19 protein-coding genes are annotated in these 26169 nt (G+C 58.2%); 9 read left to right on the plus strand and 10 right to left on the minus strand.

All coding sequences use genetic code 11. From position 1 onward, the window contains the following. Positions 1 to 61: 61 nt before the first annotated feature. From AB1772_07210 to AB1772_07230, 5 genes are all read right to left on the minus strand, one after another. Positions 62 to 742, minus strand: coding sequence for a hypothetical protein (locus tag AB1772_07210; GenBank protein MEW5796134.1), 681 nt, complete (start codon positions 740 to 742; stop codon positions 62 to 64). Then, entirely contained in the window at positions 712 to 1278 is a 567-nt protein-coding gene (locus AB1772_07215) for an RNA polymerase sigma factor (GenBank protein ID MEW5796135.1), read from the minus strand. The genes AB1772_07210 and AB1772_07215 overlap by 31 nt, the downstream gene beginning before the upstream one ends. 186 nt (positions 1279 to 1464) lie before the next feature. Next, a complete protein-coding gene (locus tag AB1772_07220) occupies positions 1465 to 4707 on the minus strand; it encodes an ATP-binding protein (protein MEW5796136.1) in 3243 nt (1080 codons plus the stop codon). 3 nt (positions 4708 to 4710) lie between these two features. Further along, positions 4711 to 5292, minus strand: a complete 582-nt coding sequence (locus AB1772_07225) for a hypothetical protein (protein ID MEW5796137.1) — start codon at positions 5290 to 5292, stop codon at positions 4711 to 4713. A 49-nt stretch (positions 5293 to 5341) separates the two neighbouring features. Further along, positions 5342 to 7501 carry a TonB-dependent receptor gene (locus tag AB1772_07230; protein ID MEW5796138.1) on the minus strand — a complete coding sequence of 720 codons (2160 nt, stop codon included), beginning with the start codon at positions 7499 to 7501 and terminating at the stop codon, positions 5342 to 5344. Positions 7502 to 7970: 469 nt separating this feature from the next. Between AB1772_07230 and AB1772_07235 the strand changes: the two genes are divergently transcribed. Together AB1772_07235 and AB1772_07240 are read left to right on the plus strand one after the other, a co-directional pair. After that, positions 7971 to 9845: a M43 family zinc metalloprotease gene (locus AB1772_07235; protein MEW5796139.1), complete on the plus strand. Its 1875-nt coding sequence runs from the start codon at positions 7971 to 7973 to the stop codon at positions 9843 to 9845. Positions 9846 to 10029: 184 nt separating this feature from the next. After that, positions 10030 to 11556: a glycosyltransferase family 39 protein gene (locus AB1772_07240; protein MEW5796140.1), complete on the plus strand. Its 1527-nt coding sequence runs from the start codon at positions 10030 to 10032 to the stop codon at positions 11554 to 11556. 79 nt (positions 11557 to 11635) lie between these two features. Here the strand turns inward: AB1772_07240 and AB1772_07245 are convergent, their stop codons facing one another. Beyond that, on the minus strand, positions 11636 to 12004 hold the full coding sequence (locus AB1772_07245; protein MEW5796141.1) for a response regulator: 369 nt from the start codon (positions 12002 to 12004) through the stop codon (positions 11636 to 11638). 360 nt (positions 12005 to 12364) lie between these two features. On the opposite strand from AB1772_07245, the gene AB1772_07250 reads away from it, so the two are divergent. From AB1772_07250 to AB1772_07270, 5 genes are all read left to right on the plus strand, one after another. Then, complete coding sequence (locus AB1772_07250; GenBank protein MEW5796142.1) at positions 12365 to 13216, plus strand: polysaccharide deacetylase family protein; 852 nt, start codon at positions 12365 to 12367, stop codon at positions 13214 to 13216. An 81-nt stretch (positions 13217 to 13297) separates the two neighbouring features. Next, a complete protein-coding gene (locus AB1772_07255; protein ID MEW5796143.1) occupies positions 13298 to 15190 on the plus strand; it encodes a hypothetical protein in 1893 nt (630 codons plus the stop codon). A 344-nt stretch (positions 15191 to 15534) separates the two neighbouring features. Next, complete coding sequence (locus AB1772_07260) at positions 15535 to 17931, plus strand: DUF5916 domain-containing protein (protein ID MEW5796144.1); 2397 nt, start codon at positions 15535 to 15537, stop codon at positions 17929 to 17931. A gap of 286 nt (positions 17932 to 18217) precedes the next feature. Beyond that, positions 18218 to 20509 carry a vitamin B12-dependent ribonucleotide reductase gene (locus tag AB1772_07265; GenBank protein ID MEW5796145.1) on the plus strand — a complete coding sequence of 764 codons (2292 nt, stop codon included), beginning with the start codon at positions 18218 to 18220 and terminating at the stop codon, positions 20507 to 20509. Between the two features lie 51 nt (positions 20510 to 20560). Continuing rightward, positions 20561 to 21247, plus strand: a complete 687-nt coding sequence (locus AB1772_07270; protein ID MEW5796146.1) for a hypothetical protein — start codon at positions 20561 to 20563, stop codon at positions 21245 to 21247. Between the two features lie 421 nt (positions 21248 to 21668). Here AB1772_07270 and AB1772_07275 read toward each other — a convergent pair whose 3' ends face one another. Then, the gene (locus AB1772_07275; GenBank protein ID MEW5796147.1) at positions 21669 to 22319 is read right to left on the minus strand and encodes an NAD(P)-binding domain-containing protein; all 651 of its coding nucleotides are present in this window, start codon (positions 22317 to 22319) and stop codon (positions 21669 to 21671) included. Positions 22320 to 22742: 423 nt separating this feature from the next. On the opposite strand from AB1772_07275, the gene acpS reads away from it, so the two are divergent. Together acpS and pyrE are read left to right on the plus strand one after the other, a co-directional pair. Then, positions 22743 to 23117, plus strand: a complete 375-nt coding sequence (gene acpS / locus AB1772_07280) for a holo-ACP synthase (GenBank protein MEW5796148.1) — start codon at positions 22743 to 22745, stop codon at positions 23115 to 23117. Next, positions 23114 to 23692, plus strand: coding sequence for an orotate phosphoribosyltransferase (gene pyrE, locus AB1772_07285; protein ID MEW5796149.1), 579 nt, complete (start codon positions 23114 to 23116; stop codon positions 23690 to 23692). The genes acpS and pyrE overlap by 4 nt, the downstream gene beginning before the upstream one ends. Positions 23693 to 23727: 35 nt before the next feature. Here pyrE and AB1772_07290 read toward each other — a convergent pair whose 3' ends face one another. The 3 genes from AB1772_07290 to AB1772_07300 are packed head-to-tail and all read right to left on the minus strand — an operon-like array spanning position 23728 to position 26157. Continuing rightward, a complete protein-coding gene (locus AB1772_07290) occupies positions 23728 to 25413 on the minus strand; it encodes a response regulator (protein ID MEW5796150.1) in 1686 nt (561 codons plus the stop codon). Further along, the gene (locus AB1772_07295) at positions 25410 to 25778 is read right to left on the minus strand and encodes a response regulator (protein ID MEW5796151.1); all 369 of its coding nucleotides are present in this window, start codon (positions 25776 to 25778) and stop codon (positions 25410 to 25412) included. The genes AB1772_07290 and AB1772_07295 overlap by 4 nt, the downstream gene beginning before the upstream one ends. Further along, complete coding sequence (locus AB1772_07300) at positions 25771 to 26157, minus strand: response regulator (GenBank protein ID MEW5796152.1); 387 nt, start codon at positions 26155 to 26157, stop codon at positions 25771 to 25773. The genes AB1772_07295 and AB1772_07300 overlap by 8 nt, the downstream gene beginning before the upstream one ends. Positions 26158 to 26169 lie beyond the last annotated feature (12 nt).

Below are 26169 nucleotides of genomic sequence, written 5' to 3' on the forward strand. Positions count from 1 at the left end.
GCACGGAAATCGTGCCGTCGGGCGACCATGGCCGACGGTGTCACTCCTCTGGTCCGATGTCCTACACCCCGCGACGAATCAGATCGTTCGCCTGCTCGATCAGTGTGCGTGACTTTCTGGTTCGGATCGGCACGATATTAGTCGTCAGATCAGTCTCGCTTAGTCGGGCAATCGCCCCGGCCACCAGGTGCGCCTCGTACTCGGATTTCAGGTCGAAAATCGCCACGCAGCAGGTCGTGTCACACTCAACAACTTCAACTCCCGCCTCGACCAGGCCCAGCTTGCTCAGGATGTCACACATCTGATCCTGGTTGAGCGCCAGCTCCCGGCTGACACCATCGACACTGAGATCATACCCCACCGTGTGATAATGACTGAATGGTACGAATACCAACGCCAGTACTGCGACTGCAACAGCACCCATAGTCCAGCGCATTCCCGGCCTCAGCAGAAAGGACCATCCCGAAGCAAACGCGGCCGCGGGCATCGTGCGGTGCACCACGCGGTGTCCGGCACGGAGCCTCTGGTCCACCAGCTCACGCTGTTGATCGAGCGATATGGTGCTGCCGGTGTCGTCAAGTCGAGCCGTCTCGAACGCAGTCTGAAGCATTTGACCGGTCCGGGCGTACTCGGCGCACTCTCCACAGTCATGCAGATGGACCTGCAAGTCGAAATCTGCGGTCCCGGCGCTCTCGTTCTGACCGAGCACGTCTATTCTGCGTCTGGCTTCGCGACAACGCATTGTTCTCTCGCGACAATAGGTTTCTTGTTCGTGGCGGCAACACGAGCTGCTTTCAGCAAAGCTGCCTTCATTTTCTTCCTCGCCCGAAAGAGCTGTAGTTTGATCGCTCCCTCGGATTTGCCGTAAAGAGCGGCCAGTTCCAGCAGCGGCCAACCCTCCAACTCATGCAGCGTGATCAGGGCCTGGTCGTCAGCGGAAACCGCCTCGAACGCTCGATTCAGCCATCGACGGGCGGAGAGGCTGTCGCCGGGGTCGGGGGGGACCATCAACGCTTCGTGCTCCGGGGCCAGCGCCACCTTGCGCCGCCACCACGGGCGGCGAACCGTCCCGTGGAACGTGGTTATGATTATCCGATATAGCCATGGGCGAAAGGCGGCCTGATCGCGGAGGTCGCCAAACCGGGTGCAGGCGACAACCAGGGCGTCCTGGTAGAGATCGTCGCCCTTATCGCGGTCGCCTATCAGCTTGCGGCAGAACATCATAGCACGATAATACTCCGCTTCCAGGAGCTTCCAAAAGCGGTCCTGTTCGCTCATGCTTCGTACCATAGACGCCCGACCGATCCGGCGGGTTACGGACAATGTTGATCGGTTTGGGAGATGGGTCAACGGTTATTATACGGAGACGGGCCGCCTGGGTGCCTCAGCGCTTGTGCTGGAAGGGCCTACGCGGTGCATCGAATGTAGATTTCGAGGAGTCGGCCACCCACAGCAAGCTGTGGGCTACCTGTTGGGGCAGACCGGAGGTCTGCCGCCCTCGAATACCTCGTTTGTGGGGATAGCGACGGGTCGAGCTAATTCCGTGCGAATCGCCGCCCCCAGCGTCTGCAGAGTGTACGGCTTTTTCACGTACTGTCCCGCGCCGAGTTTCTGCATCTCTTCGACTCTCTCAGTCGAGGAAAACCCGCTGACGACAATAACCTTCTGGCCCTGTCTGAACTGTATAATCTCGCGATAGGTGTCCAGGCCGTCGAAATCCTTCTCCATGATCATGTCAAGGACGACGATGTCGAACGACTCGCGCCGGAGGACTGCCAGCGCCTCGTGGCCGTTTGCAGCGCAGGCGACAAGGTAGCCCAGGCTGCCCAGCAGTTCCGAGGCCATCTCGCGCTGGTTGTCATCATCGTCGACCACCAGCACGCGTTCGGCGCCGCGAATTTCCGGAGCGCACTCTTTCCGGGCTTCCTCACCGACCGCCGTTATCGGCAGGTACATGATGAATTCGGTCCCCTTGCCGACTTCCGAGATGACGTCGTAGTACCCGTTGTGGTCCTTGACGACCCCGTACACAACCGACAACCCCAGACCGCTGCCGCTGCTGCCCATCTTCTTCTTGGAGTAGTACGGCTCGAATATCTTGTCGATATCGGCCGGATCAATGCCGGTTCCTGTGTCTTGCACACTGAGCACGGCATAGTCGCCATGCTGCACGTCTTCGTAGCCGCTGAGGAGTCGGTCGAGGTGTTGCCGCCGTGTGCTGATGGTCAACGACCCGCCGTGGGGCATGGCATCAAATGCGTTCACCACGAGATTCATGATAACTTTCGACAAGTGCGGCGCGGAGCCCATGATCTTGCCGATACCGGGATCGAGACCGGCACTGAAGGTGACGCTGCCCCGGGTCTCGCGCAGTTTGGCAAATCCCGGCGTGTCGAGATAGCCCTCCACTACGGCGTTAAGATCGATTGGCACCATTTCGTAGCGGCCCCGCCTGGCCAGAGTCAGCAGGTCCTGCACCACGCTGGCCGCCTCGTTGGCGGCCGTGCCGATGCGTTGGACATGCTTCCTGATCGGGCTGTCCTGCGGAAGCTTCAGGAGAATGAGCTCGGGATAACCGACCAGCGGCCCGAGCATGTTGTTCAGATCGTGCGCCACTCCGCCGGCCAGGACGCCGATTGATTTCATGCGTTCGGCCCGGTCAAGCTCCTCGCGCAGGTGACGCTGCTGTTCATCCGCGCCTTTGCGCTCGATTACTCTTGCGATTGGATCGGCGATCGACATCAACCAGTCAAGATCGGCGTCGCTGTAGGCCTCGGGGTCGTGGTAATTCTGCACCGCCAGCACGCCAATCGTGCCGGTGGCAGTGCGAAGCGGCACGCCCATCCACGCGGCCGCGGGTGTACCGGCCGACCTGATCTCACCGCGCTCGTCAAGAAGCCGCTGTTGCCGGTCGTCCACCAGCAATTGTACGCCATGTTTCCTGACATAATCGGTCAGGCTGCCGTCGAGTCTCTGAGGCGAGTAGTCCTCGTCCGGATGCTCGTCGTGGCTGTACGGGAATGTATAAAGTTGACGCTCGGAGTCCCAGAGCGCGACGTAGAAGTTCTTGGTGTCTATGAGCCCGCCGAGCTGGTGCTGCACGGTCTTGAGCAGGCTCTCGAGACTGTCGGTTTGGTTAGCCGCTTCCGCCACCTTCATCAGGATCGTGTGCGCCTGCTCAGTGCGGCGACGATCGGTAATGTCGCGCGCAAACGCGCAGTTATAGGCCTTTCCCCCGAATTCGACGTAGTTAGCGGTGATCTCGACCGGATATTCCCTGCCGTCTTTCCTCCGGAACGACGACTGAAAGGTCAGGCTCCCTTTGCGCCGCAGTTCGCTCCAGTGAATCGGCCAGGCTTCGGTGGGGAAATTCGGGTCAATGTCATGGATAGATTTGGCCAGAAGTTCCTGGCGACTGTAACCGAGCGATTGGCAAGCAGCCTCATTGACATAAAAGAAACGAGCGTCCTGGCGCATCCAGAAGGCCGATTCGGCGGCATGGTCGACCGTAAACTGGGTGAACTGCATGTGCTCGGTGGCGCGTATCCGCTCGGTTATGTCGCGGAAACTCCATACGCGTCCGGCCAGCGTGCCGTTCTGGATCAGGGGACACGAGTAGCGCTCGAACACCCTTCCGTCCCTGAAATTTAGGATGTCGGTAGATTCGTCACGAGAGTCGTACAATTCCCGAACCTTGCCCAGGAAAGCCGGAGCGTCGACGAGCTGGTCGAGGACATGGGCGAGCAGCCGGTTGTCGTCGCGCGTGGCCAGCAGCTCGTCGGGAATGTGCCACATGTCGGCAAATCGTTTGTTGCTGTGAGTCGCCCAGCCCTGTGAATCGACCACCAGGATGCCGTCGGCCGTAGATTCGATCGTCGCGCGAAGCAATTCGCGGCCTTCTTCCAGAGCTTTCTCCGCTCTTTTCCGTTCTGCCAGTTCCTCCTGGAGGGCGCGAGTGCGTTCCTGAACGAGTGACTCAGACTGGTCGCGCGCCTGGCTTATCTCTCCGAAAGCGCGCCCCAGGGCCGCCTGCATGTTGTTGAAGGAACTGCCCAGGGAGACGAAGTCCCGATGGAGGGGGGCAAGATCGATAACCGACTTCATGTCTCCTGAGCTGATGCGCGCCGCGGCCTGCTCAAATGTCTTGATGGGCTGAACGACGCGACGTGATACGACGATGCCGATCACGCCGGTGAGGACGAAGAGGCACGCGGCCACGGACAGGGCTATGCCCATACTCTTCCGCAACTGGACGAGCATTGCCTCCTCACTCACTACCAGCCACAGGCAGCCCACGGTCCGTCCCTTGACCGTGACCGGCCGCTCGATCAGGCACAGAGGACCGCGGCGAGTGATTTCCAGGGAGTTGACGAAATTACACGAATCGGGAATCGGGGCTTCCCGGTTGTAGCCTGCGGAACGAAAGACCTGTCGGCGGTCTGTGTCATAGATGCTGATACCGACAACATTGCTGTTGCCGATAGCCGTCGTCGCGATTTCAGCGACATAAACGCTGTCGTTGAACTCCAGGCCCGGGCCGATATTGTCGGCCAGGAGCCGGGACGTGCTTATGGCATTTTCGTCAAGGCTGCGGCGCAGATGGCTTCTGACCTGTACGATTGTCAGCAGAGTAAGCGTTACCACCACCACGGTAACCGCCATCAGAACCAGAAGGAAGATCTGCCATTTGAGCGACAGGTTTCTCACGACTTACGACTTTCCTTCCCAAATCTCACACAAGCGCAGCAATTGTGCGCCGAAGCGGCTTCCCTCGCTTTGAGCCGCAGCAAGATTTACGATGATGGCATTCTTTTTCTCGTCCGGCCTTACGCTGACCGCCACTCCAAATGGAATCTGTACGGCATCAAAGGCGAACGTCCTGATGCGGGTTCCGCTCTTGAGATCAGCAAGGAGGCGGGTTTGTTCCTCGTTCAGGCTTGTCAGCATCATGATGTTGTAATCATCGGGGGACAACTGATCGACTATCGTTCTGAGGCTGTCACAGCAGACCGGTTGAAAACGGATTCGGCTGCCCAGCACTGTCAGGTCGGCGTTCTTTTCAAAGTACCTCTGGGCTACCCGGTACTGCTCGTACGAAGGCGCTTCACGGCGGTCGTACGGCAGGTAGACCGTGACAGTGCGATCAGGCCCGCCTTGAAAGCTCTGATCGTACGACACGATTTTGAGAAAGAGCGGTATCGCCTGGGCTGGATCGAGAGCCTCTGCGACGGACGATGCGTGGCTGCCCAGCAGGAAAAGACCGATTATGAGTACGTTTCCGGGATGCTTCACGTTGTCGTTTTCCCGTACCGATCGAGCTGCTTCAGCGCAACTCGTGTCATTACCATTTCGTAGCCAGCCGCAAGCTCAGGAACGCCGAGCGACCCGGACGTTCGATACTTGTGGAGGGTGCGTAGTCAAACGAGAGCGGAACTCGATACTCTTTGTCGAACACGTTTTTGACTCCGACCCCGATGTCCAGGGCGCCAACAAGCCGGCGCGACTGCAACATCGCGTCCAGAAGCCAGACCTGTGCAAGCCGCCCACCATCCCAGGTGGTGCGCGTCGAGATGTGCTGGGCCTTGACCGAGAGAGCCAGTTTATCCTGCCGCAACTGATAGGTAAGTCCGACATTTGCGAGCCAGCGCGGCGAGTTGGGCAGACTTTTATGTATGCCGCCCTGGTCCTGAACCGCCTCCTGCCAGGTGAGGTTGGCGAAGCCGCTAAAGCGGTATGCCGGGCTGCTGCGAAGCGCCGCTTCCACGCTCTTCAGGTGCATCTCGCCGCCGTTGCGGAACTGGAGGATCTCCTCCTCATAGGGATTGCCGGGGTGGCCGGGATCGGTCGTGTCGACCTGGGTCAGTCGAATCAGATCGGTCACCAGGCTGGAGTTGACCGCGACATCAGCGGCCAGACCATACGGGAATTGCTGGCTGACAATGACCTCATAAGAGGCGATAAGCTCCGGGACCAATTCGGGATTGCGGTAGTAGAACGATGCGTCGTCGAACGCCATTTCATAGAAGGTGGGTGAGCGGAAGCCGCGGCTCGCGATGAACTTCCAAGTAGCCCCGCGATACGGCGTGACGATCAGCACTCCCTTGGGCATAACCTTGCCGGTGGTATAGCTGAAACTGTTGAAGTGCACGCCGCCGACCACGCTTGCGAACGAGGTCAGTCGGTAGTGATCCTGGGCGTACAGATTGTAAAGCCGACCATCCAACTCGACATGCGCCGCCGGAATGACGTTTTCCACTACGCTTTCACCGTCGGATTCGGTCTCGCCGGAGATTTGCTTCAATCGATGAAACTGGCCCTCGCCGCCGACTATCAGCCGGTGCCGGTCGCTGAAATCGAAGTCCAGGCGCAACTCCGCGCCGACGTATCGATCCTCTTCCCAGTCCGTCCATATCGGCCCGGGGAGATACGAGGGCGACGTTTCGAGGGACGCGTAATTGTAGAGGATGTAATCCTGGAACTCCCAGTAGCTGTAGATCAGGCGCGCGTTCATGCCCACACCCGGCGAGACGACTTTCTGGTAGGTGAGATCGGCATAGTGGCGGGCCTCCCAGTAACGGTTCTCCGGTCGCTGAAACAGCGAGCCCCAGGCGCTGTGAGCCAGCCCGGTCTCCAGCCGGGCCAGGTGCAGGGTGAAGCTGATATCGCCCAGGGTAAGCCGACTGTGGGTCGAGAAGTTGCGCCGCGTGTTCTTGTCTCTGGCCCAGCCGCCCGTAAAGGCTGACGAGTCCAGGTAGAACTGGTTGTACCCGTCATCGTCGAGGCGCAACAGGGTGCTGTCGCCAAGATCGCTGAATTCGCGGAAGAATAGATCGCTGCCCTGCTGATCCCGAAATGAACCGGTGATCTTAAGCGATACGTCGTTGTCGAAGCGGCGAAACAGCTCCATGCTGGTGGTGCGTGTGTCCGCGCCGCCGGAATAGCGTCCGGTTACACTCATGCCATCTTCTGTACTCTGCCTGGTGATCAGGTTGATCAAGCCGAAGAAAGCGTTGGAGCCGTAGAGCGACGATGCCGGCCCCTTGATAACCTCTATTCGCTCGATGTTGTCGATGTCCAGGCCGGAAACGTCGATCGAGGTGCTGCCGCTGTATTGCTCGTTAAGCGTACGCCCATCGATAAGCACCATCACGTGGCTGTTCCAGTCACCGAACGCGGAGACTCCCCGGATGCCGATCTGGGTCAGGGAATAGTCATCGGTGATATACATGCCCGGGGCGAGGGCCAGGGCCTCGGCGATCGACTCGCAGCCGTAGTTTTCAATCATGGCGCGAGTCACGATATAGACATTGGCCGGAGACTCCTCGAGTGTTTCCTCGTGCTTGGAAGCGGAGACCACGACATTGTCCAAGAGATTCTGCAGGTCGAGGTCGGCTACGTCCCGAGGCCGATCCGCAAGAGCGGTGGTTGCCGCCACGGAGACAGCCAGAGACAGAGCCAGCCGTATTGCCCTCCCGGCAAAGGAAATCGGTCGTTCGGTCATTTCAGATTCGTTCCTCCTGTCGAAGCCGCTTTTCAATACGTCTGATTATCGACAAAACTGCCTTAAACGTGACGTACCAATCCCGGTGTCGACTGCCCAGAAGGCGGCTGATGAGGCCGCTGAGCTGTCCAAAAAACGGTCAGGAAACACTCCCTGGTTTTGGTCGACAGGAATGAAGTCAAGCCTGTCCGGAGGCCCGGCGATAAGGGACCCACAGACATGATTCGACCGCTGTTTCAACTTTGCCTGAGGCGTCACCCCGGTTTTGCTCCATTGGCGCAAGGTCTTAGTTGACAAACGAGAAAACTGTTGTTAGTTAGGCATGTACCTGCCCGCCGGGTTCCGATTCGATGTCGAGGTTACTCGAAACGCCGGGCGGTGGATTCCCCACATCCGGGGCGGTAGTGAAAGCCACCGGAACCGAGCCCAGGTTGCTGTTTGTGAGACTTGCCACAGTGGAGTTACATCGATGCCCTGCCTGCTCAATTGTCGTGATCTGAAAAACAGGCTTCTGCTTGTTGCGCTGGGACTAATCCTCGGCACACGGGGGGGAAGCTCCGCGGAGACCATCAAAGCTGATTCCCTCAACTGGTGCGGCACCCAGAAGAAGTTCGACGATGAACTGCGGGTGCTGGGCCTGGGCGCCGCGTCGGCCGCCTACGCCTGCCCCGAGTACGGGCCGTGCGACAACCCTGACACCCGTGACGGTTGGATTCCCGACCCCGGCGCGCCGATCACGCGAGTTCGGCTGGCTATACATGTTCTGGCCAATTCCGACGGCTCCAGTCCGTTCACCACGCCGGCCTCGGTGCAGAACGCGGTCAATCTGATCAACCAGCATTACGCGCCCAGCCGCATTCAGTTTGATCACGTGTTCGACCAGGTCAATTTCACCGAGTGGCGCCTGCTCAGCGAGTACGAGATCGACAATATGAAGACCTACTCGGCGTTCGATGCGACCCGCTGGCTCAATGTCTGGGTGACCAGTGTGGACTACGGGTATTCATTCGGCACCTTCCCGTTCAGTTCCGATGCCCTCGGGCCGACCGGCGGGATTGTTTTGGGGCATTTTCACTGGGGCGGCAATTTCAGCACGTTTGCCCATGAGATCGGCCACTGCCTGGGGCTATGGCACACGTTTCACGGTGTAACCGAGGTCAACCGCTGCGGCCCGTGTTACGAATTCGTGGGCGCTGCAAATCGCGACGTGCTCGGCGATATGTGTGAAGACACCCCGCCTACCAATGTCTGGTACGAATGCAACTCGGCTACTGGTGTCGATTCCTGCACCGGCCAGCCATGGGGGTTCACCCAGCCGGAAAACATCATGGGTTATACGCCCAGCAGTTGTCGTACCATGTTTACGCCGCAGCAGCAAGCCCGCATGCGCTGCTGGATCGACGACAAATTGAGCGGGTGGATCAGCGGCGTACTGATACAGGCTGACACGTTGTTTGGGCCGGCGCCGCTTGGCGTCAATATCACTGCCCTCACTTTCCGCCAGGTGAATTCCTGGTCGTGGGACATGGGGGACCAGACAATCATCAATCTGTCGGCCGCTTCCCACACCTACGCACAACCCGGCATGTACACAGTCGGGGTGGCAATACAAACCCCGGACGGCCCATTCTCTGATACCCGTCCCGATCTGGTCTGGGCTTACGCCGACACGGTCGCGCTTGTCACCGGCGCCATAGTTCCGGAAGAACCTGTGCGGGTCGATATCAGCGTGCGGAACTTTGTCCCGATGTCCGAACTGCTCATTCCGATCACTTGGACCGCGGGCAACAGCCTCCGCCTCGACTCGATTTCTACCGCCGGTCTCCGCGGTGAGACTTTCGACACTCGCTCTTTGGTGCATGTAAACAACACGCTGCGCCAGGCGACACTGCTGCTGGTTCCGGATAACGACGGCCAGACACTTCTACCGCCCGATTACGGCCCGGTCGCGGCGCTGTACTTCACTCCCCAGGAGGCGTTGAGAGACACCACCTCTATCGCCGTTACCAGCTACGATTCCTACGCCCCCTTCTTTGCTACGCCTGTGGGCCTGTACCAGCCGAGTCTCCTGGCCGGAGAAGTGTATGTCAGAGGATGTTGCCGTGATAGAGTCGGGGATGCCAATAACTCCGGCGACGATGAGCCGACTGTGGGCGATGTTGCCGCGATAATCGATATGCTCTACATAAACGGCACGGCGGTCGACTGCATGGCAGAGGCCGACGTCAATCAGTCCGGAGGCCCTGACCCGTCGGTGGAAGATATCACGGTCGGCGACGTCAGCGCGCTCATCGACTACTTGTTTATTACCGGCCCTTCACTTGGCCTGCCCGACTGCCTCTGATCTCTGTTAAACGTGCCCCGGGCGAGCCTGCCTGGGGAAATCCGTGCGCAAGTTCACGCACCTTTTTCGTGGGCGGCAGACCTCCGGTCTGCCCCGTCTCGCTCGGATCCAAGCAGCTAACTCCTTGATCCTTGTTGCTTCGATCTAGCCCCGTGCCTACTTTGCCTTCAGGTGCACCAAGTCTATGATCTCACTTAAGGAATGGGTGAAAGCACACCCGCTCGGAGCGGTGCTCGCGGCGGCGATCGCAGTCCGACTGCTCGCGGTCATCTGGTCGCAGGGGTTTATCCACTCCGACGACCATTTCGAGACAGTCTCGGTGGCCTGGGATTGGTTGACCAGCGGATTATCGGGCGACGATGGTTTCCTTACGTGGAAACACAAAGGGGCCGAGACCATCACCCGCTTTCCGCTCTACACGCTCTTCCTCTTTGGGCAGATGAAGCTGTGCCAATGGCTCGGAATCGATACGCTCGGCGCCATGATGTACGTTATCAGATTTGTCCACGCCCTGCTGTCGCTGGTACCGGTTTGGGCGGCGTTTCAGATAGCGCGAACCGTTACCGGATCGGTCCGCTGGGCCGTAGCGGCCGGGCTGGTCATGTCGTTCCATTTCGCCCTGCCGTTTTTGGGAATGCGGAACCTTATCGAGGTGGTGGGCGGGGGTATCTGGCTCGCGGCGCTGGTTTATCTGTACCGCTATCATGATGACAAACGCATCTTTTGGCTCAATGTCGCGGGCACGCTTACCGGGCTCGCCTGGATGATACGGTTCCAGATCGCCTTTGCCGTACTCCCGGTGCCGCTACTGCTCTGGTGGAGGGAGCAACACATTCGACCGGCCGCACACTACTCGGGAGCGGTGGTGGCGACGATTCTGCTATCTGGCCTGGCAGACTGGTGGCTGCTGGGCGGGTTCGCCCGGTCGACCTTCACCGGTCTTGCCAGAAACTTCGGCCTTCAGGCTCACTACCACACGATCCCGCTGCTCTATTTCGTGATGCTTGTATTGCTGCTCGTGCCGCCGATCTCGCTTGTCATGCCCTTCCTGGCCTTTCGCCGCCGGTTCGTCCGTGAGCAAGCACTGTTAGTCTGGTCATCAGTCAGTTTTGTCGTGTTCCACACCCTCCATCCGTTGCAGCAGGAAAGATACGTCTTTCCAATCGTGCCGGCCGTGATCGTGATGGGCATCCTTGCCGTCTGGCACTACCTGAACCGCGACCGACAAACTGCGCTGTTGCCACAGTGGCTGAAGCTCACGGCATGGGCCTCGTTGGCGGTCAACATGGCCCTGCTCTTCTTTTTCACGTTTGCCTACGGCCACAAGGGGATGATCGAACCTCTGCGGTGGTTGCAGGACACCGCCCCGGACGCGCGCGTGATGTTCGTGCAGCCGGAGGTCAAGCGCTGGGTACCGATGGAATACGGGGGGAAGTCTTTGCGGCCCGTGTACGTTCGAGAATGGGAGTCTTTACGACAGTGGTCGCCGAGTCAGGCAGGGGAGCCTGAATTCGATTACTTTGTTATTTACCCCAAGACCGATACCCGTTTGCCGGCCTATCTCGATTCGCTGGAGATCAGATTCGGACCGCTGGAGCTGGTAGAGCAGATACCGCCGTCATACTATGACCGGACCCTCCACCTCTTGAACCCCGGCCATAATGATGACTTTGCGGCGTATGTCTACTGCCCGGCTGGCGGCCATCAGTAAAACCTTCGCCCCTGAACAGCGGAAAAAACGAGTCGGCCGTTTTGCGCAACCGGCTCTTGTTCCGTGCTGTTATCCGCTGTTAGTTTTGGATGTACTTGCCCAGGATACGGCTCATCCGATTGGTCATGATCGTGTTGGTCAGTACCTCGGTCGCGCCCGCCTTCATGGCAGCTTGCATCTGATCGGCCATGACATGGGGCGAGTAGCAGACAATAGGAATCTGACTGGTCGCCTTGTATGACCGCAGCTTATTGATCAGCGAGGGCGCCTCGATCCCGTTCAGGTTAAGATCCATGATGATAAGATCGGGCTGCATCTCCTGAGCCTTGGTGAATATGTCATCCGAGCGGATCGCCTTGATCCCCTCGGCCTCCAGATTGTCCAAAATGGACATAATCTTAGAGGTGAAAATCATGTTGTTTACTGCCAGGATAACTTTACGAGCCATACCCAACCCTCCCTTGGACACCTGTCCAAGATAGGTCTTCGCGTTCCGTGCGCGTTCGAATATAACTAAATCCTAACTCAAAATCAATACCGGTTCCAAAACAAGCCCGTCCGCGGCAGATAACGCGCAACGCGTTGTCATACAACCGGATAGTATCAGTCTCGAAGCGTCGAGCGTGGCCGGGATCGCCTACTTTTTGTTGATTTCGGCCCTCCGACGCGCTCTTTCTCCTTGTCCTTGTACCATTTAGAACAATAATGCGTTCGATCCAGATTGGCAAGAATGAGACAACATTTTGTAGGACAAAGCGTTAACGACACAGAACCATTCCGACGGTGGTTGACTGCCGGACGGTTTTCGTTGCTTCTGCTCCTTCTCGCCCCTTTGATCTCGCCGGGAAAAGCGTGGGCCGGGAAGCAGATCGCGATCACGTTTGATGAACTCCCTGCCGCGCGATCTTTTGACGAGGTCGACCGCCAGGCCATCAACGACACCATCCTGGCTGTGCTCAAGAGGCACAAAGTCAAGGCGGCCGGGTTTGTGATCGGGGAGCAGATTGAGGGTGCCTATGATATACTGGGCGCCTGGCTGAACCAGAGTCACCGGCTGGGCAACCAGACGTTTTCCGGACAGGACTACAACGAACTCACACCCGAGCAATTCATCACCGACATTCGCCGCGGAGCGGACGCCTTGGAGCCGATGCTCTCCGGGTTCGGACAGAAGAAACGGTATTTCCGTTTCCCGTTCCTCCACTACGGTGACACGCCGGAGCGGAGAAAAGCGGTTACGCCGTTCTTGAACGACCGGGGCTACGTGGTCGCTCCCGCGACTGTCCTGCCCGAAGACTACCTGTACAACCTGAATCTGCTCAAGCTGGGAAAGACCCCCGATTCGGCCAAGTTCGAGCGGTTGCTCAATGACTACATCAACCACGTGCTGGACGAATTGGAGCGCGTCGAGCGACTGGCGGAGAATCTTGTCGGACGCCAGATCCGGCACATTCTGCTGCTCCGGGCCAACCAGCTGAACGCCGCCTATCTGGATGAGCTGCTCATGGCATTAGAGGCGGCCGGGTACAGCTTTGTGTCGCTCGACGAAGCCCTCAAGGACAAGGTCTACAAGATGACCGAGGGGTATTACAGTCTCAAGGGGGTAGGCTACCTGGACATGATCGAGCAGAGCGACCCCGACCTGCTTCCGGCGAACTAATAGTCGCGCTGCGGCTGACCGGGTCACGTCGCGAATCCCATTGGCGCTTGGCCGACAGCGCGCGTATCTTCGAGTCGCGCTATGCGGCACCGAATTGTAACAGGCGTAATCCTGGCGGCACTGGTCGGGCTGTTTGTCTGGCAGTCGCTGGTGTTCGACTTCTTCCAGGACGACGCCTACATCTCATACCGTTTCGCGGCGAACTATCTCGATGGCCATGGGCTGGTCTATAATCAGGGCGAGCGGGTAGAGGGCTATACCAATTTCGGCTGGGTACTTGGCCTGGTCGTCAGCGGAGTCCTGGGTTTTGACTACGTTCTGGTTTCTCGCGTCGTAGGCATCGGGCTGGCGAGCGCTGCAATCATCTTGACTTTTCTCTTATCCCGGCGGTGTCTAGCGGGGAGTTCACCGTACTGGTCGCTTCTGCCGGCGGCGCTGGTGTCCCACAATCTGTCGCTTGCTTACTGGGCGCAGTCGGGGCTTGAGAGCACCGCGTTCGTATTTCTTAGCGCACTCGCACTTTACCTCTACCTGTGCCGCTCATGGCTGCTAATTGCGGTGCTGGTTGCGGCCGTGCTGATCAGGCCTGAAGGTGCGTTGGTGGCTGTGCTGCTGGTTCTGTTGGAGATACTGGTGCGGCGACAGCGGCCATGTTATCCCCTCCGTTCTGCACTGATTGCGCTCGCGTTCACTCTCCCGTATCTCGGGTTTAAGCTCGCGTATTACGGATCCATCTTGCCCAACCCGTTTCATGCCAAGACGGCGTTCGATATCGAACAGGTAGAGGCAGGGATAGCCTACGCTCAGACGTTCATCCAGCATTACCCAGTTCTGGCCGCCGGTTTCATTCTTCTGCCGGTTTTGTGGCGTCGTCTGAATACCGATTGCTGGTCACTGTGGCTTTTCACGCTCGGTTACGCCGCGTATGTCGTTTTGATCGGCGGCGACGTGCTCATGGTGCATCGGTTCTTCCTGCCGGTGATTGTCACGCTAGCGATAGCGTCATCATCGGCAATTGCACTGGCCGCGCGGAAGCTGAGGGTAATCTTCCAATACCCCCTGTTGATCGTTTCGGCTGTGGCCATGGTTTATCTGGGTATGGCGCTGCCGAACGAATATGTCACGCGGTACGCGAACCTCGAGAAGGGGCTGGTCATCAAGATGGGTTTTTTCGCCGAGCGATTGAAGGAGATCGGTCAGGGCAATTTCACCGTGGCGGCATCGACAATCGGCCGCCTTGGGCACGACCTTCGCGGACATCGGATCATTGATCTGCTCGGACTGACCGACTCCACTATCGCGCGTCACCCGGAGCCACTCCCTTTCAGCATGGAATCGACCTGGCGGGAGAGATCGTTCAATTCGGGTTACGTACTTGGGCAGGCGCCCGATTTCATCGTTTTCTCCACCGGGCTCAAACCTTCGGCGCCGGCCGAGCGGGCGCTGCTTCGCTACAGCCAATTCCTGGACTGCTATCGCGGCGCGGCCTGGTATTTCGATCCGACCGACAGCCTGCTGACCGGTCAATTGGTGTCGTTGTTCGGCAAGGTCTGCGAGCCCGAACCGCCCCTTACGCCTGTCTATCCTATTGAGTTCGTCAACTACTACACGGCCGGCTGTAATGCGATGAACTCAGGCAAGTATCACGCGGCCGAAGACTATTTCGGGCGCGCTCTCGAACTCGGCGGCAACCCGCCGTATGTCTACCTGCTGCATCGACTGTCCATTACTTCCTTCCAATTGAATCAGGACGCGCGAGGAGAGAGTCTTCAGAATTGGGTGCTCGAAATCGATAGTACAGTGGCGGAGGTGCAGGGCGACCTGTATGTTTACGAATACATCATCGGCAATGAAGAGAAGGCCGCAACACATCGTCGGTGGCTGGAATCGCTATGGCCGTGGATGGTGGAGCGGTACGATTCGCTGGCCCGGTCCCGAGCGGAGGCCTGGAAAGCCGGGCAATCGCGTCAGTAGTCGCGAGGCGCGGGGTGACAGGACCGGGCGTCTCGGCTCAGGGAACGAACGTGGATCGGTAGGGCGCGTTTGCTTCATACCCGCCACGCTGTCATAGTGTCCGGCTGTTGTCGGGTTTCTCGCTTGAATTGTCAATGCTCGGAACCCGACCTACGGCTGGTATCCGGAAGTCACAGTCCCATTAAACAAAACCCGGGGTCGTTCGTTCTTAGGCTCAGCAGGCTGGGAGCCAGGGGACAGGCACCAAGAAGGCACCGGATTCACAGGGTAAATCGCTCCGGCACCAATTCGGGGCGCAACAAGAACGTGGGATTACGCACCCTGGTGAAAAGAGGACTCTGGCAATGGTACATTCCTGCAAGCACTGGTCTCGGTCAGTCTGCGTCAGTCTGGTCGGAACAAGCCTGATACTCGCGACCGCGGTATCGGCGACCACTACATCCCCTCTGGTGTTCAACCCGAAACTGGAGACGCGCAAGCTGGCCAGTGAGATCAAGATCGACGGCAAACTCGACGATACCGGCTGGTACTCGGCCGGGCGTGCGGCTGGTTTCGTGGAGCGGTACCCCGGCAACAATGCGCCGCCGCCCGTCAGGACCGAGGCGTTGATTACCTACGACGACAGCAAACTATATGTCGCGTTTGCCTGTCTCGACGATCCCGGACACATCCGCGCCACCATGGCGCAACGGGATCAATACTACGGCGACGACGAGGTCATTTTCTGCCTCGACACTTACGGCGACGCCGCCTGGGCGTATGAGTTTCAGGTAAACCCGTACGGAATCCAGAAGGACTTCCTGTGGACCAAGGTCCTCGGAGAAAACCGGGGATTCGATCTCATCTGGGAATCGGCCGCTCATATCAACGATTCCGGTTATACCGTGGAGATGGCCATCCCGTTTGCCAGTCTTAGATTTCCAAACAAAGATATCCAGAGCTGGCGGGTCGACTTCCAGCGCGGGCATCCGCGCGAGACTACCCGCTTCTACTCCTGGTCGCCGAACACCTATGACGAACAGTGTTGGCCATGCCAGTGGGGGACTGTCGAAGGCATAACCGGAGTTCGCCCCGGCAAGGGGCTGGAAATACTGCCGTCGTTTGTCTCCACCCAGGCCGGCGAGCTGGCCGGGATGCGGGAACTGTCTACTTCCCAGATCAATCCCGATACCTCGTTCCAGAACGGTGATATTCTCGGCGAGCTTTCGATCGGCGCGAAGTACTCGGTGAACTCCGACGTGACAATCGAGGGTACTTACAATCCGGATTTCAGCCAGGTAGAAGCCGACGCCGCCCAGGTGGATGTGAACTCGACCGTGTCGCTCTTCTATCCCGAGCGGAGGCCGTTTTTCCAGGAAGGCTCCGATCTGTTCATAACTCTGTTTAACTCATTCTATACTCGAATGGTGAATGATCCCGACGTTGCGGCCAAAGTGACTGCACGATGGAACCGTTTTAGCCTGGCCTATACCATGGCGCACGATGAGAATTCGCCTTACTCGATACCGGTCGAGGAACGGGGCTGGACCCCGGTGATCGGCAAGAGCACGGTCAATGTGGTGCGAGGGCTGGGCAATGTCGGGAGCGGCTCGACACTCGGTTTTCTGGTGTCGCACCGAGGGTATGAGCACGACGGCGCCGGTTCTATTCTGGCTGGTGACATGGAAATCAAACTGAGCCGCAGCTACACCGTAGTCGGCCAGGGTGTGATCAGCCACACCAGAGAGCCGAAGATTACCGACCCCGTTCAGATTGAAAAACTCGCTCTTCCGTCCGGGTCGATGTTTGACAACAATAAATACACTGTGGACCTTGACGGCGAAAAGTACTGGGGTACCGCGTTTATTTCCCAGTTCCGGCGCCGCGCCCGACACTGGAATTTCACCATTAACTACGATCAGCTGACGCCCACTTATCGCACGCAGGTAGGATACGATCCGTGGAACGATCAGAAGACCTTCTTTGCCTTTACAACGTACAATTTCCGCCCGACCTCGGGCATTTTTGAGCGAATCGGGCCGCAGATCGGGGTCTCTCGGCGATGGAGTTTTGGCGCCGGGGACGAGGAAGTTGTCCGCAAGTGGGCGCGCTTCAACACTAACGTGAGCGCCAACCTTCGCTGGGCACAGACCTACATTGAGATGGGTACCGAACAAGGATCGCAACGTTGGTTCGGGCACGAGTACGACAAGTTGTTTACCGCCCGTCTGACAGTCTTCAGTCAACCGCACAGCAAGCTGGGCTACAACTTTACGTACAGGTACGGCCAGGGACCGGCTGTCTTTGCCAATGCCAAGGGAAACGAAACCGGCGTTAACGCCGGACTGGATCTTAAGCCGATCGATCGCCTGGTGGTCGAGCCCAGTTTTAACTACTCGCGAAGCAAGCACACTGACACCCACGATGTGCTCTTTGAAGAGACAATTCTTCGCTCACGCTTCCGGTTTCAGGTCAATCCGCGCTTGTCGCTGAGACTGGTGGTGCAGTACGATGACTACGACGTCAACGTGTTTGTCGGTGCGCCTGCGTACTACCACATCAGCGGCCGTACCTGGGAGTTCGATCCGCTCTTAACGTATCGCATTAACTCGTTCTCGATGTTCTACTTCGGTTCCACTCATGACCTGCTCGATTTCGGCGTGCCGACCGACGGTTTCGACCTGCCCGACAGCGCTCCGTCGCAATGGCGCCAGTCCAGCCGCCAGTTCTTCATGAAGCTGCAGTATTTGTTTCAGATCTGACAGAATTGCAGCGGCTAAGCCGAAAACCCCGCCCCGCAAGGGCGGGGTTTTTTGCATGGGATTAAACACCGGTTACAGAGCAGTAGCGTCGGGTTGCCTCTCCATTCGGTGCCACTGAGCAGGATGTGATTGCGCGGTCTGAGACTTCCGATATACTTGAGTACTAGGGAATCGTGGCGGACGTGGACGTCCGCCACGCACTGGAGTCACCCTTCGACAGGCTCAGGGTGACGAATTGCTGTAGGTCGAAACCCCTGCGGTTTCGACATTGTTAGAGACTGTGACCATGTGGACCAAAAAAGACATACCGCTTACCGACAACGCTCGCGCCGTACTCCAGCGTCGCTACCTGCGCAAGGATCAGCACGGGCGAGTGATCGAGACTGAACGGGAGATGTTTGTCCGCGTGGCTCGGTTCATCGCCGAGGCCGACCGCAACTACGGCGCTGACTCCGACCAGATAGATGAAACCGCCGCCGGCTTTTTCGATATCATGACCTCACTTGAATTCCTCCCCAACTCGCCTACCCTGATGAACGCCGGGCGCGAACTGGGCCAGCTTTCGGCCTGTTTCGTGCTTCCAGTCGAGGATTCGATGGAGGGGATTTTCGAGACCAACAAGCACGCCGCGCTCATTCACAAGTCGGGCGGCGGCACCGGCTTTTCGTTTTCGCGTCTCAGACCCCGCAACTCGGTGGTAGCATCGACATCGGGGGTGGCGTCCGGACCGGTTTCGTTCATGAAGGTCTATGATGCCTCCACGGACGCGGTCAAACAGGGTGGAACCCGACGCGGCGCCAATATGGGGATACTCCGCGTCGACCATCCGGATATTCTCGAGTTTATATCCTGCAAGGACGATACCGGCGAGATTACCAATTTCAACATCTCGGTGGCAGTCACGGATACCTTCATGGACGCGGTAGGGAAGGGCGAGAAATACGCTCTGATTGATCCCCGTTCCGGCAAAACGTATTTGAAAGATGGCCATGAGCAGCTTCTCGATGCCCGCGAGGTATTCGACCAGATCGTGCAGCACGCTTGGAAAACCGGCGAACCGGGCGTGATTTTTATCGACCGGATGAACCGTCTCAATCCGACTTACCCGACCGAACAGATCGAGGCCACCAATCCGTGCGGCGAACAGCCCTTGCCGGCCTACGACTCCTGCAATCTCGGCTCGATCAACTTGAGCCGGTTTGTCTTAGACCCGCTGCCAGATAATTACACGACCGGCTCGCCTGGCGACGGTGTCGATTGGGAGCGGCTGGGCGATGTTATCCGCAAGGGAGTGCATTTTCTCGATAATGTCATCGACCAGAACCAGTACCCGATTCCGCAGATTGAATTTCAGACCCGCAAGAACCGTCGTATCGGGCTCGGCGTCATGGGCTGGGCCGACATGCTCATCAAACTGCGGCTGCCGTACGATTCCCCCGAGGCGCTCGCCCTGGGTGAGCGGTTAATGGAATTCGTCCAGTCCGAGGCGAGAAAGCACTCTTCCGAACTCGCCAAAGCTCGCGGCCGGTTCCCCAGCTGGGACGGTTCCATCTATGCGCGGGACCAGGTCGCGATGCGTAATGCGACCGTCACCACGATTGCGCCCACCGGCACGATCTCGATTATTGCGGGGTGCTCATCGGGGATTGAGCCGTATTACTCGCTTGCGTACGAGCGCAATGTTATGGACGGCACCCGCCTGACAGAGTTCAACCCGCAGTTCGAAAAGGCCGCACGCGACGGCGGATTTTATTCCGACGACCTGATGGCGAAAGTGGCTTCCCAGAGAAGTATCGCCGACCTTGACGAAGTGCCCGCGTCGGTGCGCGCGGTCTTTCTTACAGCCGCCGATATCTCCCCGGAGAATCATATCAGAATGCAGGCCGCGTTCCAGAAGCACTGTGACTCATCGGTGTCCAAGACGATCAACCTTCCGGAAAGCGCCGGGCCGGAGCAGGTCAGATCGGCGTTTGAACTGGCCTATGAGTTGGGCTGCAAAGGGGTGACGGTCTACCGGGATCGTTCCCGCCCCGACCAGGTGCTTTCGCAGGTTACCGAGACTTCGGAACGCGCTGTTGCCGATGGAGAGCCAGCCCGCGCGCGAATTGTTGCCAAACGCCCGCGGGTGCTTCAGGGAATCACCGAGAAGATTCGCACCGGCTACGGAAACCTGTATGTAACGGTGAACCTGCGCGAGGGCCATCCATTCGAAGTGTTCGCTCATATCGGCAAATCGGGTTACACGACGATGGCCGATACCGAGGCTATCTGCCGGCTCATATCGCTAACATTGCGCTCAGGAATCGGGGTCGATCAGGTCATTCGCCAGCTTCGCGGAATCGGCGGCTCCAGCCCGGTGTTTACTGAGGGCGGGAAGGTGTCATCGATCCCGGATGCCATCGCCCAGGTTCTTGATCGAAACTTTAGATCATCGATGGCTGCCGGGCGGAGTGAGCCTGCAACAGCCGACGGCAAATCCCGGGGCCAGCCGCTGGAAATCTGCCCTTCCTGCGCCTCGCCCATGAGCTTCGATTCCGGATGCTACTTCTGCCGCTCCTGCGGTTATTCCAACTGCTAATCTGCCGATAATGGGCCGATAGGGACCATTCCGCCGGTCCCTGGGTATACTATGGCCAGGACAGACCTCATACCGACCGGACGAACCTCGCTGGTGAAGCTCGGCGCGACCGAACTCCAAATCCAGACCGAGTACGCCTATCGTCCTGTCCCGCGCATTACCACAACCGTGCTGCGCACCGGACAGGTGATCCAGAAAATCGAGATGAATCTTGACCAGCCGATCACCAGCCTCGCGGAGAAAGACCGAATCGAGGTCGCCATGCGGAAACAGCATGCCGAGGTGATCGATATCATTCAGCGCGGCAGTCAGCGTATTCCCATCCCTGTGGAATTACAGGAGAAACCGATCCGTCCCAGCTACAAGCCGAGCCTGGTTGCGTCGGAGCCGAAACCGTACCCGGAACCAGAGCCCGTGGCTACCATGCTGGAGCGTCTGGAGCGCCTTCCGGGGATACATCGCGTCTATCGCCTCGACAACGGGGGGAATTTCGAAAACGCCGCAGTGTCGAAAGAATTCCAAAAGGCCTTCAAGGATGTTTTCAAGAACCTGCATGATGTCCTGACTGTGTTTGCCGAGGTGCCGGGGATCGGCCTGACTCGCGAAAGCGGTGTGATCGAGATCGAGCACGACGCGCTCTATCTGGTTTCTACGGGATTAGAAATCTACATCTTCTGTCTTACCCGCCCCGATTATTCTATTGATTACGAAAAGCAACTCCGCGCGATGCTGCGGTAGTTCGGTGGCCCACCCGCTTGCGGGTGGGGGCGAGCAACGCGGCATCGATCCGAATCCCCTCCCAGGGCAAGCCCTGGGGCACCGTAGCGACGATGCCGGGTGGGGAGTGATTGGCTTAGGTGGCTCACCGGTGCCCCACCCAATGGGCGGGATCTTCGTTGAGACAATCGAATCAGGTTTGTAGCTGGCGTACGTCCTCGTGCGCCAACAGAACGCGTGGCAAACAATGTAGGTCAAAACCCCTGAGTCGAACGCGTTAGCGTGAGACGTGGTTTTGACGTTTGAGTTCTGTTCAGATGCGAACAACCCACAGCGAGCTGTGGGCTACCAGACTGCGATCGCGACAGCCCATGAACCCCCGATCGTCGTCGGGCGTGACGGACCTGGGCGCCGTCGGTCTACGCGCCGTGATCGACAGACTTCACTTCTTCAGTAGCTTGAATGCGTGTGTCCAGCGGTTGTGGCTGAGTCCAGGTATGCACCAGAGGATCGCCAGCGGTTCAATCGCACGCGCTGCCTCTACCCTGCCCATGTCTTCGATTTCCCAGCCGAAAGTACCAAGTATGTTAGTCACTTCCTGCTTTGCGCCGGTGTCGTTGCCGCAGATGAACATGGTCGGTTTGAGGCCGCCGAAGTCGGGATTGACCATCAGCGGACTGCCTACACAACTGAACGCCTTCACGAAACGCGCCTCCGGGGCCGCCTTCTGCAGCCGCTCCATCAGGGAGTCGTTCATCGGTGTGAAGTACTGAAGGACACCGTTGACCGGGGTAACCGAGTCAATAGGATTGGTAGCATCGATCACTGTTTTACCCCGCAGGTTTTCGATGCCAACTGACTTGACCGTCGCTTCGGCCGCGGCTCCCTTGACCGCGAGGACCACTGTCTCTCCGAACCGGGCGGTTTCGGCAAACGTGCCAACCGCTGCCTTTCCGTTCGTCGCTTTTTTCAAATCGTCGTACTTATTCCGGCTGCCAGTGCCAATCATGACGTCATGGCCATGTCTAACAAACCCGTTGGCCAGAGACTGCCCGACCATTCCCGATCCAAGAATTCCGATTTTCTTGCTCATGTTATTGCTCCAGTTTGGTGTTGCATCTCAAACAGGAGTGGGCGAGGTTGGGTTCCGCGCAGGCTGGGTTGGGCAAAGGCACAAAAAAACCACCCCGAAGGGTGGTTTCAAATCTGGGGGAGAGAGCGACGAATTTGAAAAACCTCCACATACCTTACGGTAAAGGGTTTTTACAGCCACCTCGCGCATTCTGTTTTCGCTACCGGCAATCCGGCCGGGTCACGGCGTTCACGCGGCGCTGAAGAGACGACCTTCATAAGTGGATTGTTAGAAGTTTTCAAATGGCAGCTCTCTCCATATTTTCTTCTCGTCTGCAGTTAATATACGCAGATTGACAAAACGCAAACAACTCTTTTTTGGCCGTTGCCCAATGTTCACACGTAGGGTATGTTCCGCTCGATTTGGCAACGAAACCCGCGTAAGATGGCTGATTCCATAGGTATCGACATCGCCGATGTAACCCGATTCCAACGGCTTCTGGACCAATACGGCCCCCGGCTCATTTCGCGAATTCTCGGGTCGCAGGAACGCGAAGTAATTGCCCGGCGGCATGATCGCGCCGCGTTCCTGGCCGGTCGTTTTGCTGCCAAAGAGGCGCTTATCAAGGCGCTGGGCAAGTACCTCGCGAATCGGCCGGCGATGTCCAGCCTCGAAGTCCTCGGGGATGACAGCGGCCGCCCGACAGTTCATCTTCCGCCGTCACTGTCAACCCAACTCGCTTTCCTTCAGATAGAAATCTCGATCAGTCACGAACAAAGTCATGCCGTCGCTCTGGCGGTGATCACGGAGAAACGATGAACCAGGACGAGATACTCAAGCTGTTTCGCGACTCAGGCGCGCTATTGACAGGCCATTTCAAGCTGACTTCGGGGCGCCATTCCGACGTCTATTACGAGAAGTTCACGCTGCTGAAAAATCCGGCGGTGGCCACGCAGCTTTGTCGCAGCATGGCCGAGAAACTCGCGCCGGTGGGTCCGGAGGTTGTAGTCGGTCCCACCACCGGTGGTATCATCATCGCCTACGATGTCGCCCGCTATCTCGGAATAGAAGCGCTCTATGCTGAGTCAGGCGAGAACGGCGCGGGACGCGTTTTCAAACGCGGGTTTTCTCTTAATCCCGGGCAGAGCGTGGTGATTGTCGATGACGTTCTCACGACCGGCCGGTCGATTTTTGAAGTGATCGCACTGGTGAAAGGCTACGGAGCGGAGATAGTCGGGATAGGCGAACTTCTTGATCGTTCCGGCGGCACGGTAAAGTTCGACTATCCCTTCTTCCCGCTGGCCGCGGTCAGCGCGCAGAGCTGGGAGCCGGAAAAGTGTCCGCTCTGCGCCAAGGGGCAGCCGCTGACACAGCGCGGGAGCAGGAAGTTCTGAATTCTCCGGATCAAGGGTGGTGATGAGTGCCGGGCTCAGTGCACCGGCACCGGCTCGACGGCTTCGACTGCCATGGGAAAGCTGATCGCGATTCGCGTCCCGTTGCCGGGCGATGATTCGATATCGAGTTCGCCGTGATGATTGTCGATTATTCGACGGCAGACCATCAGGCCGATTCCGTGCCCCGCTTCTTTCGTGGTGAATTGCTGACGGAATGCCTTGGTGAGTGCGTCGGAATCGAATCCCACGCCAGTGTCCTCGATTGTAAGGCGAAATCGACCGAGTTCCTGATTGGTTTCGACTCCCACCCGAATCTCTCGCACCGGGCAGTCGAGCGTGGCATCGGCGGCATTGCGAAAGAGGTTGTACAGGAGCTGCTGAATCTGGGTCGAATCGGCCTGCAGCGACACCGGTTCGAGATCCTGGGGCACGATCAGCTCCACGTCACGGAAACGCTTCTGAGGGCGAAGGTACTCCACGACCTCGACTAACAGCTGATCGAATCTAATCAGCTCCTCCTCCGAGGAAATCGATCTCAGATCCATCAGGTTTTCCGCAAAAGACTGGACCTTGCCCAGGGTCGAAGAAACGGTGTCGAGGTATTTCCCGAGCTTGTCGTAGTTGCCCTTGCCCAGGTGATGCGACAGCATTTCGACATTGCCGACCACCACGCCCAGGAAATTGTTCAATTCGTGACCAATCTCGGCCGACATAATTCCCCGGGTGGCCATTTTTTCCAGCTCGATAGCCTGGTCCTGCAGCTCCTTCAGGCGGCTGTAGGCCTGCTGCGCTTCCTCAAGGAGATTCAGGTTTTCCAAGGAGATGGCCAATTGACTGGCTGTAATGGACATGAATTTGAGATCGGTCTGCTTGATTCGGACGGTGTCTTCGCTGGGCGTCAGCAGCATAATGCCGTAGAAGGAGGCCGCCCTGACTACCGGAACTGCGATCAGCTGTTCTTGCTCCCCTGTCCATGGGGGGAGCAGAAAGCGACGCAGGTCAGGGTCGGGCCGCTTGCGGTAGATGGGATGATCCTCGAGGTTGGAGACCAATGTAGGCTCATGAAACTCGATCAACATGCCGTCAGAGACCATCGCGTGGAGCGGATCTCGGCCGATCACCTCCTCGTGGGAATTACCGGCCTGCTCGGTTAACATGACGTAAGCCTCGGAGGCGGTGTCGAAGTAGAGCACGGAACCGCGCTCGCACTTCAGGTGCATCATGGCGAACTTCAACGACGACGCCACCAGCGACTTGCGGTCGCCGGCAGCAAAGAGCATGTTGCTGAGATCGGAGAGCGAATTCAGCTGGTCATGGGAAGCTGCCGCGGCGACAGCCTGCAGCTTGTCGAGGCTGTTGCGAACCGCCTGGCGAATATCGGAGAGCTCGAAAGGCTTCATGATGTAGTCGAGCGCTCCCCGCTTGATGGCGTCTTTGGCCGAACTCAGCGAGGCGTAGCCGGTCATGAAGATCACGCCGATACTCGGGTTGAGCGCGCGCGCCTGCTCCACGAGATCGGTGCCGCTCATTTTAGGCATGCGGATATCGGTGATCAGCAGATCGATCGGTTGAGTCCTCAGGATCGCCAGGGCCTCGGCGCCGCTGTTGGCAGTGAGCACATGATACCCCTCCTCCTCAAGGGCGTCGCGCACCAGCGACTGTACGATTTCTTCGTCGTCTACCGCCAGGATGCGGCAAACCCAGGACGTCGTGTCGCTCATTTGACTCTTGCCTTTTCCAGGCCCTTCTCGATTACGTCGCGAAGCTGTTCGAGTCCGAACGGCTTGCGCAGGCAAGTGAATTCAGTCGAGCTTTGTATCATATCATACAGCTCATCGGGGAGCGAATCGGTGAAGACGAACTCCATTCCGTGGCGATCCTTCCCCAACTCTTTCAGCAGCTGATATCCGTTCTTGCCCGGCAAGTGCAGATCACAGATGCAGATATCATAGCCGCCGCTTCGCGCCTTCGCGAGGCCATCCTGGCCGTCGGAAGCGGTGTCAACCTGGTGGCCCAGCTCGCCCAGGTATTCGGTGAGCAGTTCGCGAATGACCGAGGAATCGTCGACGACCAGTATCTTAGCCATCGCTGCCTCCGTTGGGCTCGAGCGCGTCGCTGACAGCTTGCATCAGCTCTTTGATACTGAACGGTTTGGCCAGAAAGGCGCAGGCCCCGTGGCTGACCGACTGGCTCACCGTGTGGAGACTGGAATAGCCGGAGATTACAATCACTTTGGTGTTGGGGTGAAGCTCCCGGGCTGCCTTGACGACCTCCTGACCCGGCACCTTCGGCATACGCAGATCGGTGATGACCAGATCGAATTGGCGTTCCTTGAGCCGGGCTATGGCTTGATCGCCGTCGCAGGCCACCGCAACGTCGTATTCCTCAAGTACTTCCGACAGGAAATCACGGATGATCTCCTCGTCATCTACGATGAGAATGGAATGATTTGCAGTCGCTCCCATGTGCCGTCAGCG

It is taken from the genome of Candidatus Zixiibacteriota bacterium (assembly GCA_040752815.1).
GTDB lineage: Bacteria > Zixibacteria > MSB-5A5 > GN15 > FEB-12 > JAGGTI01.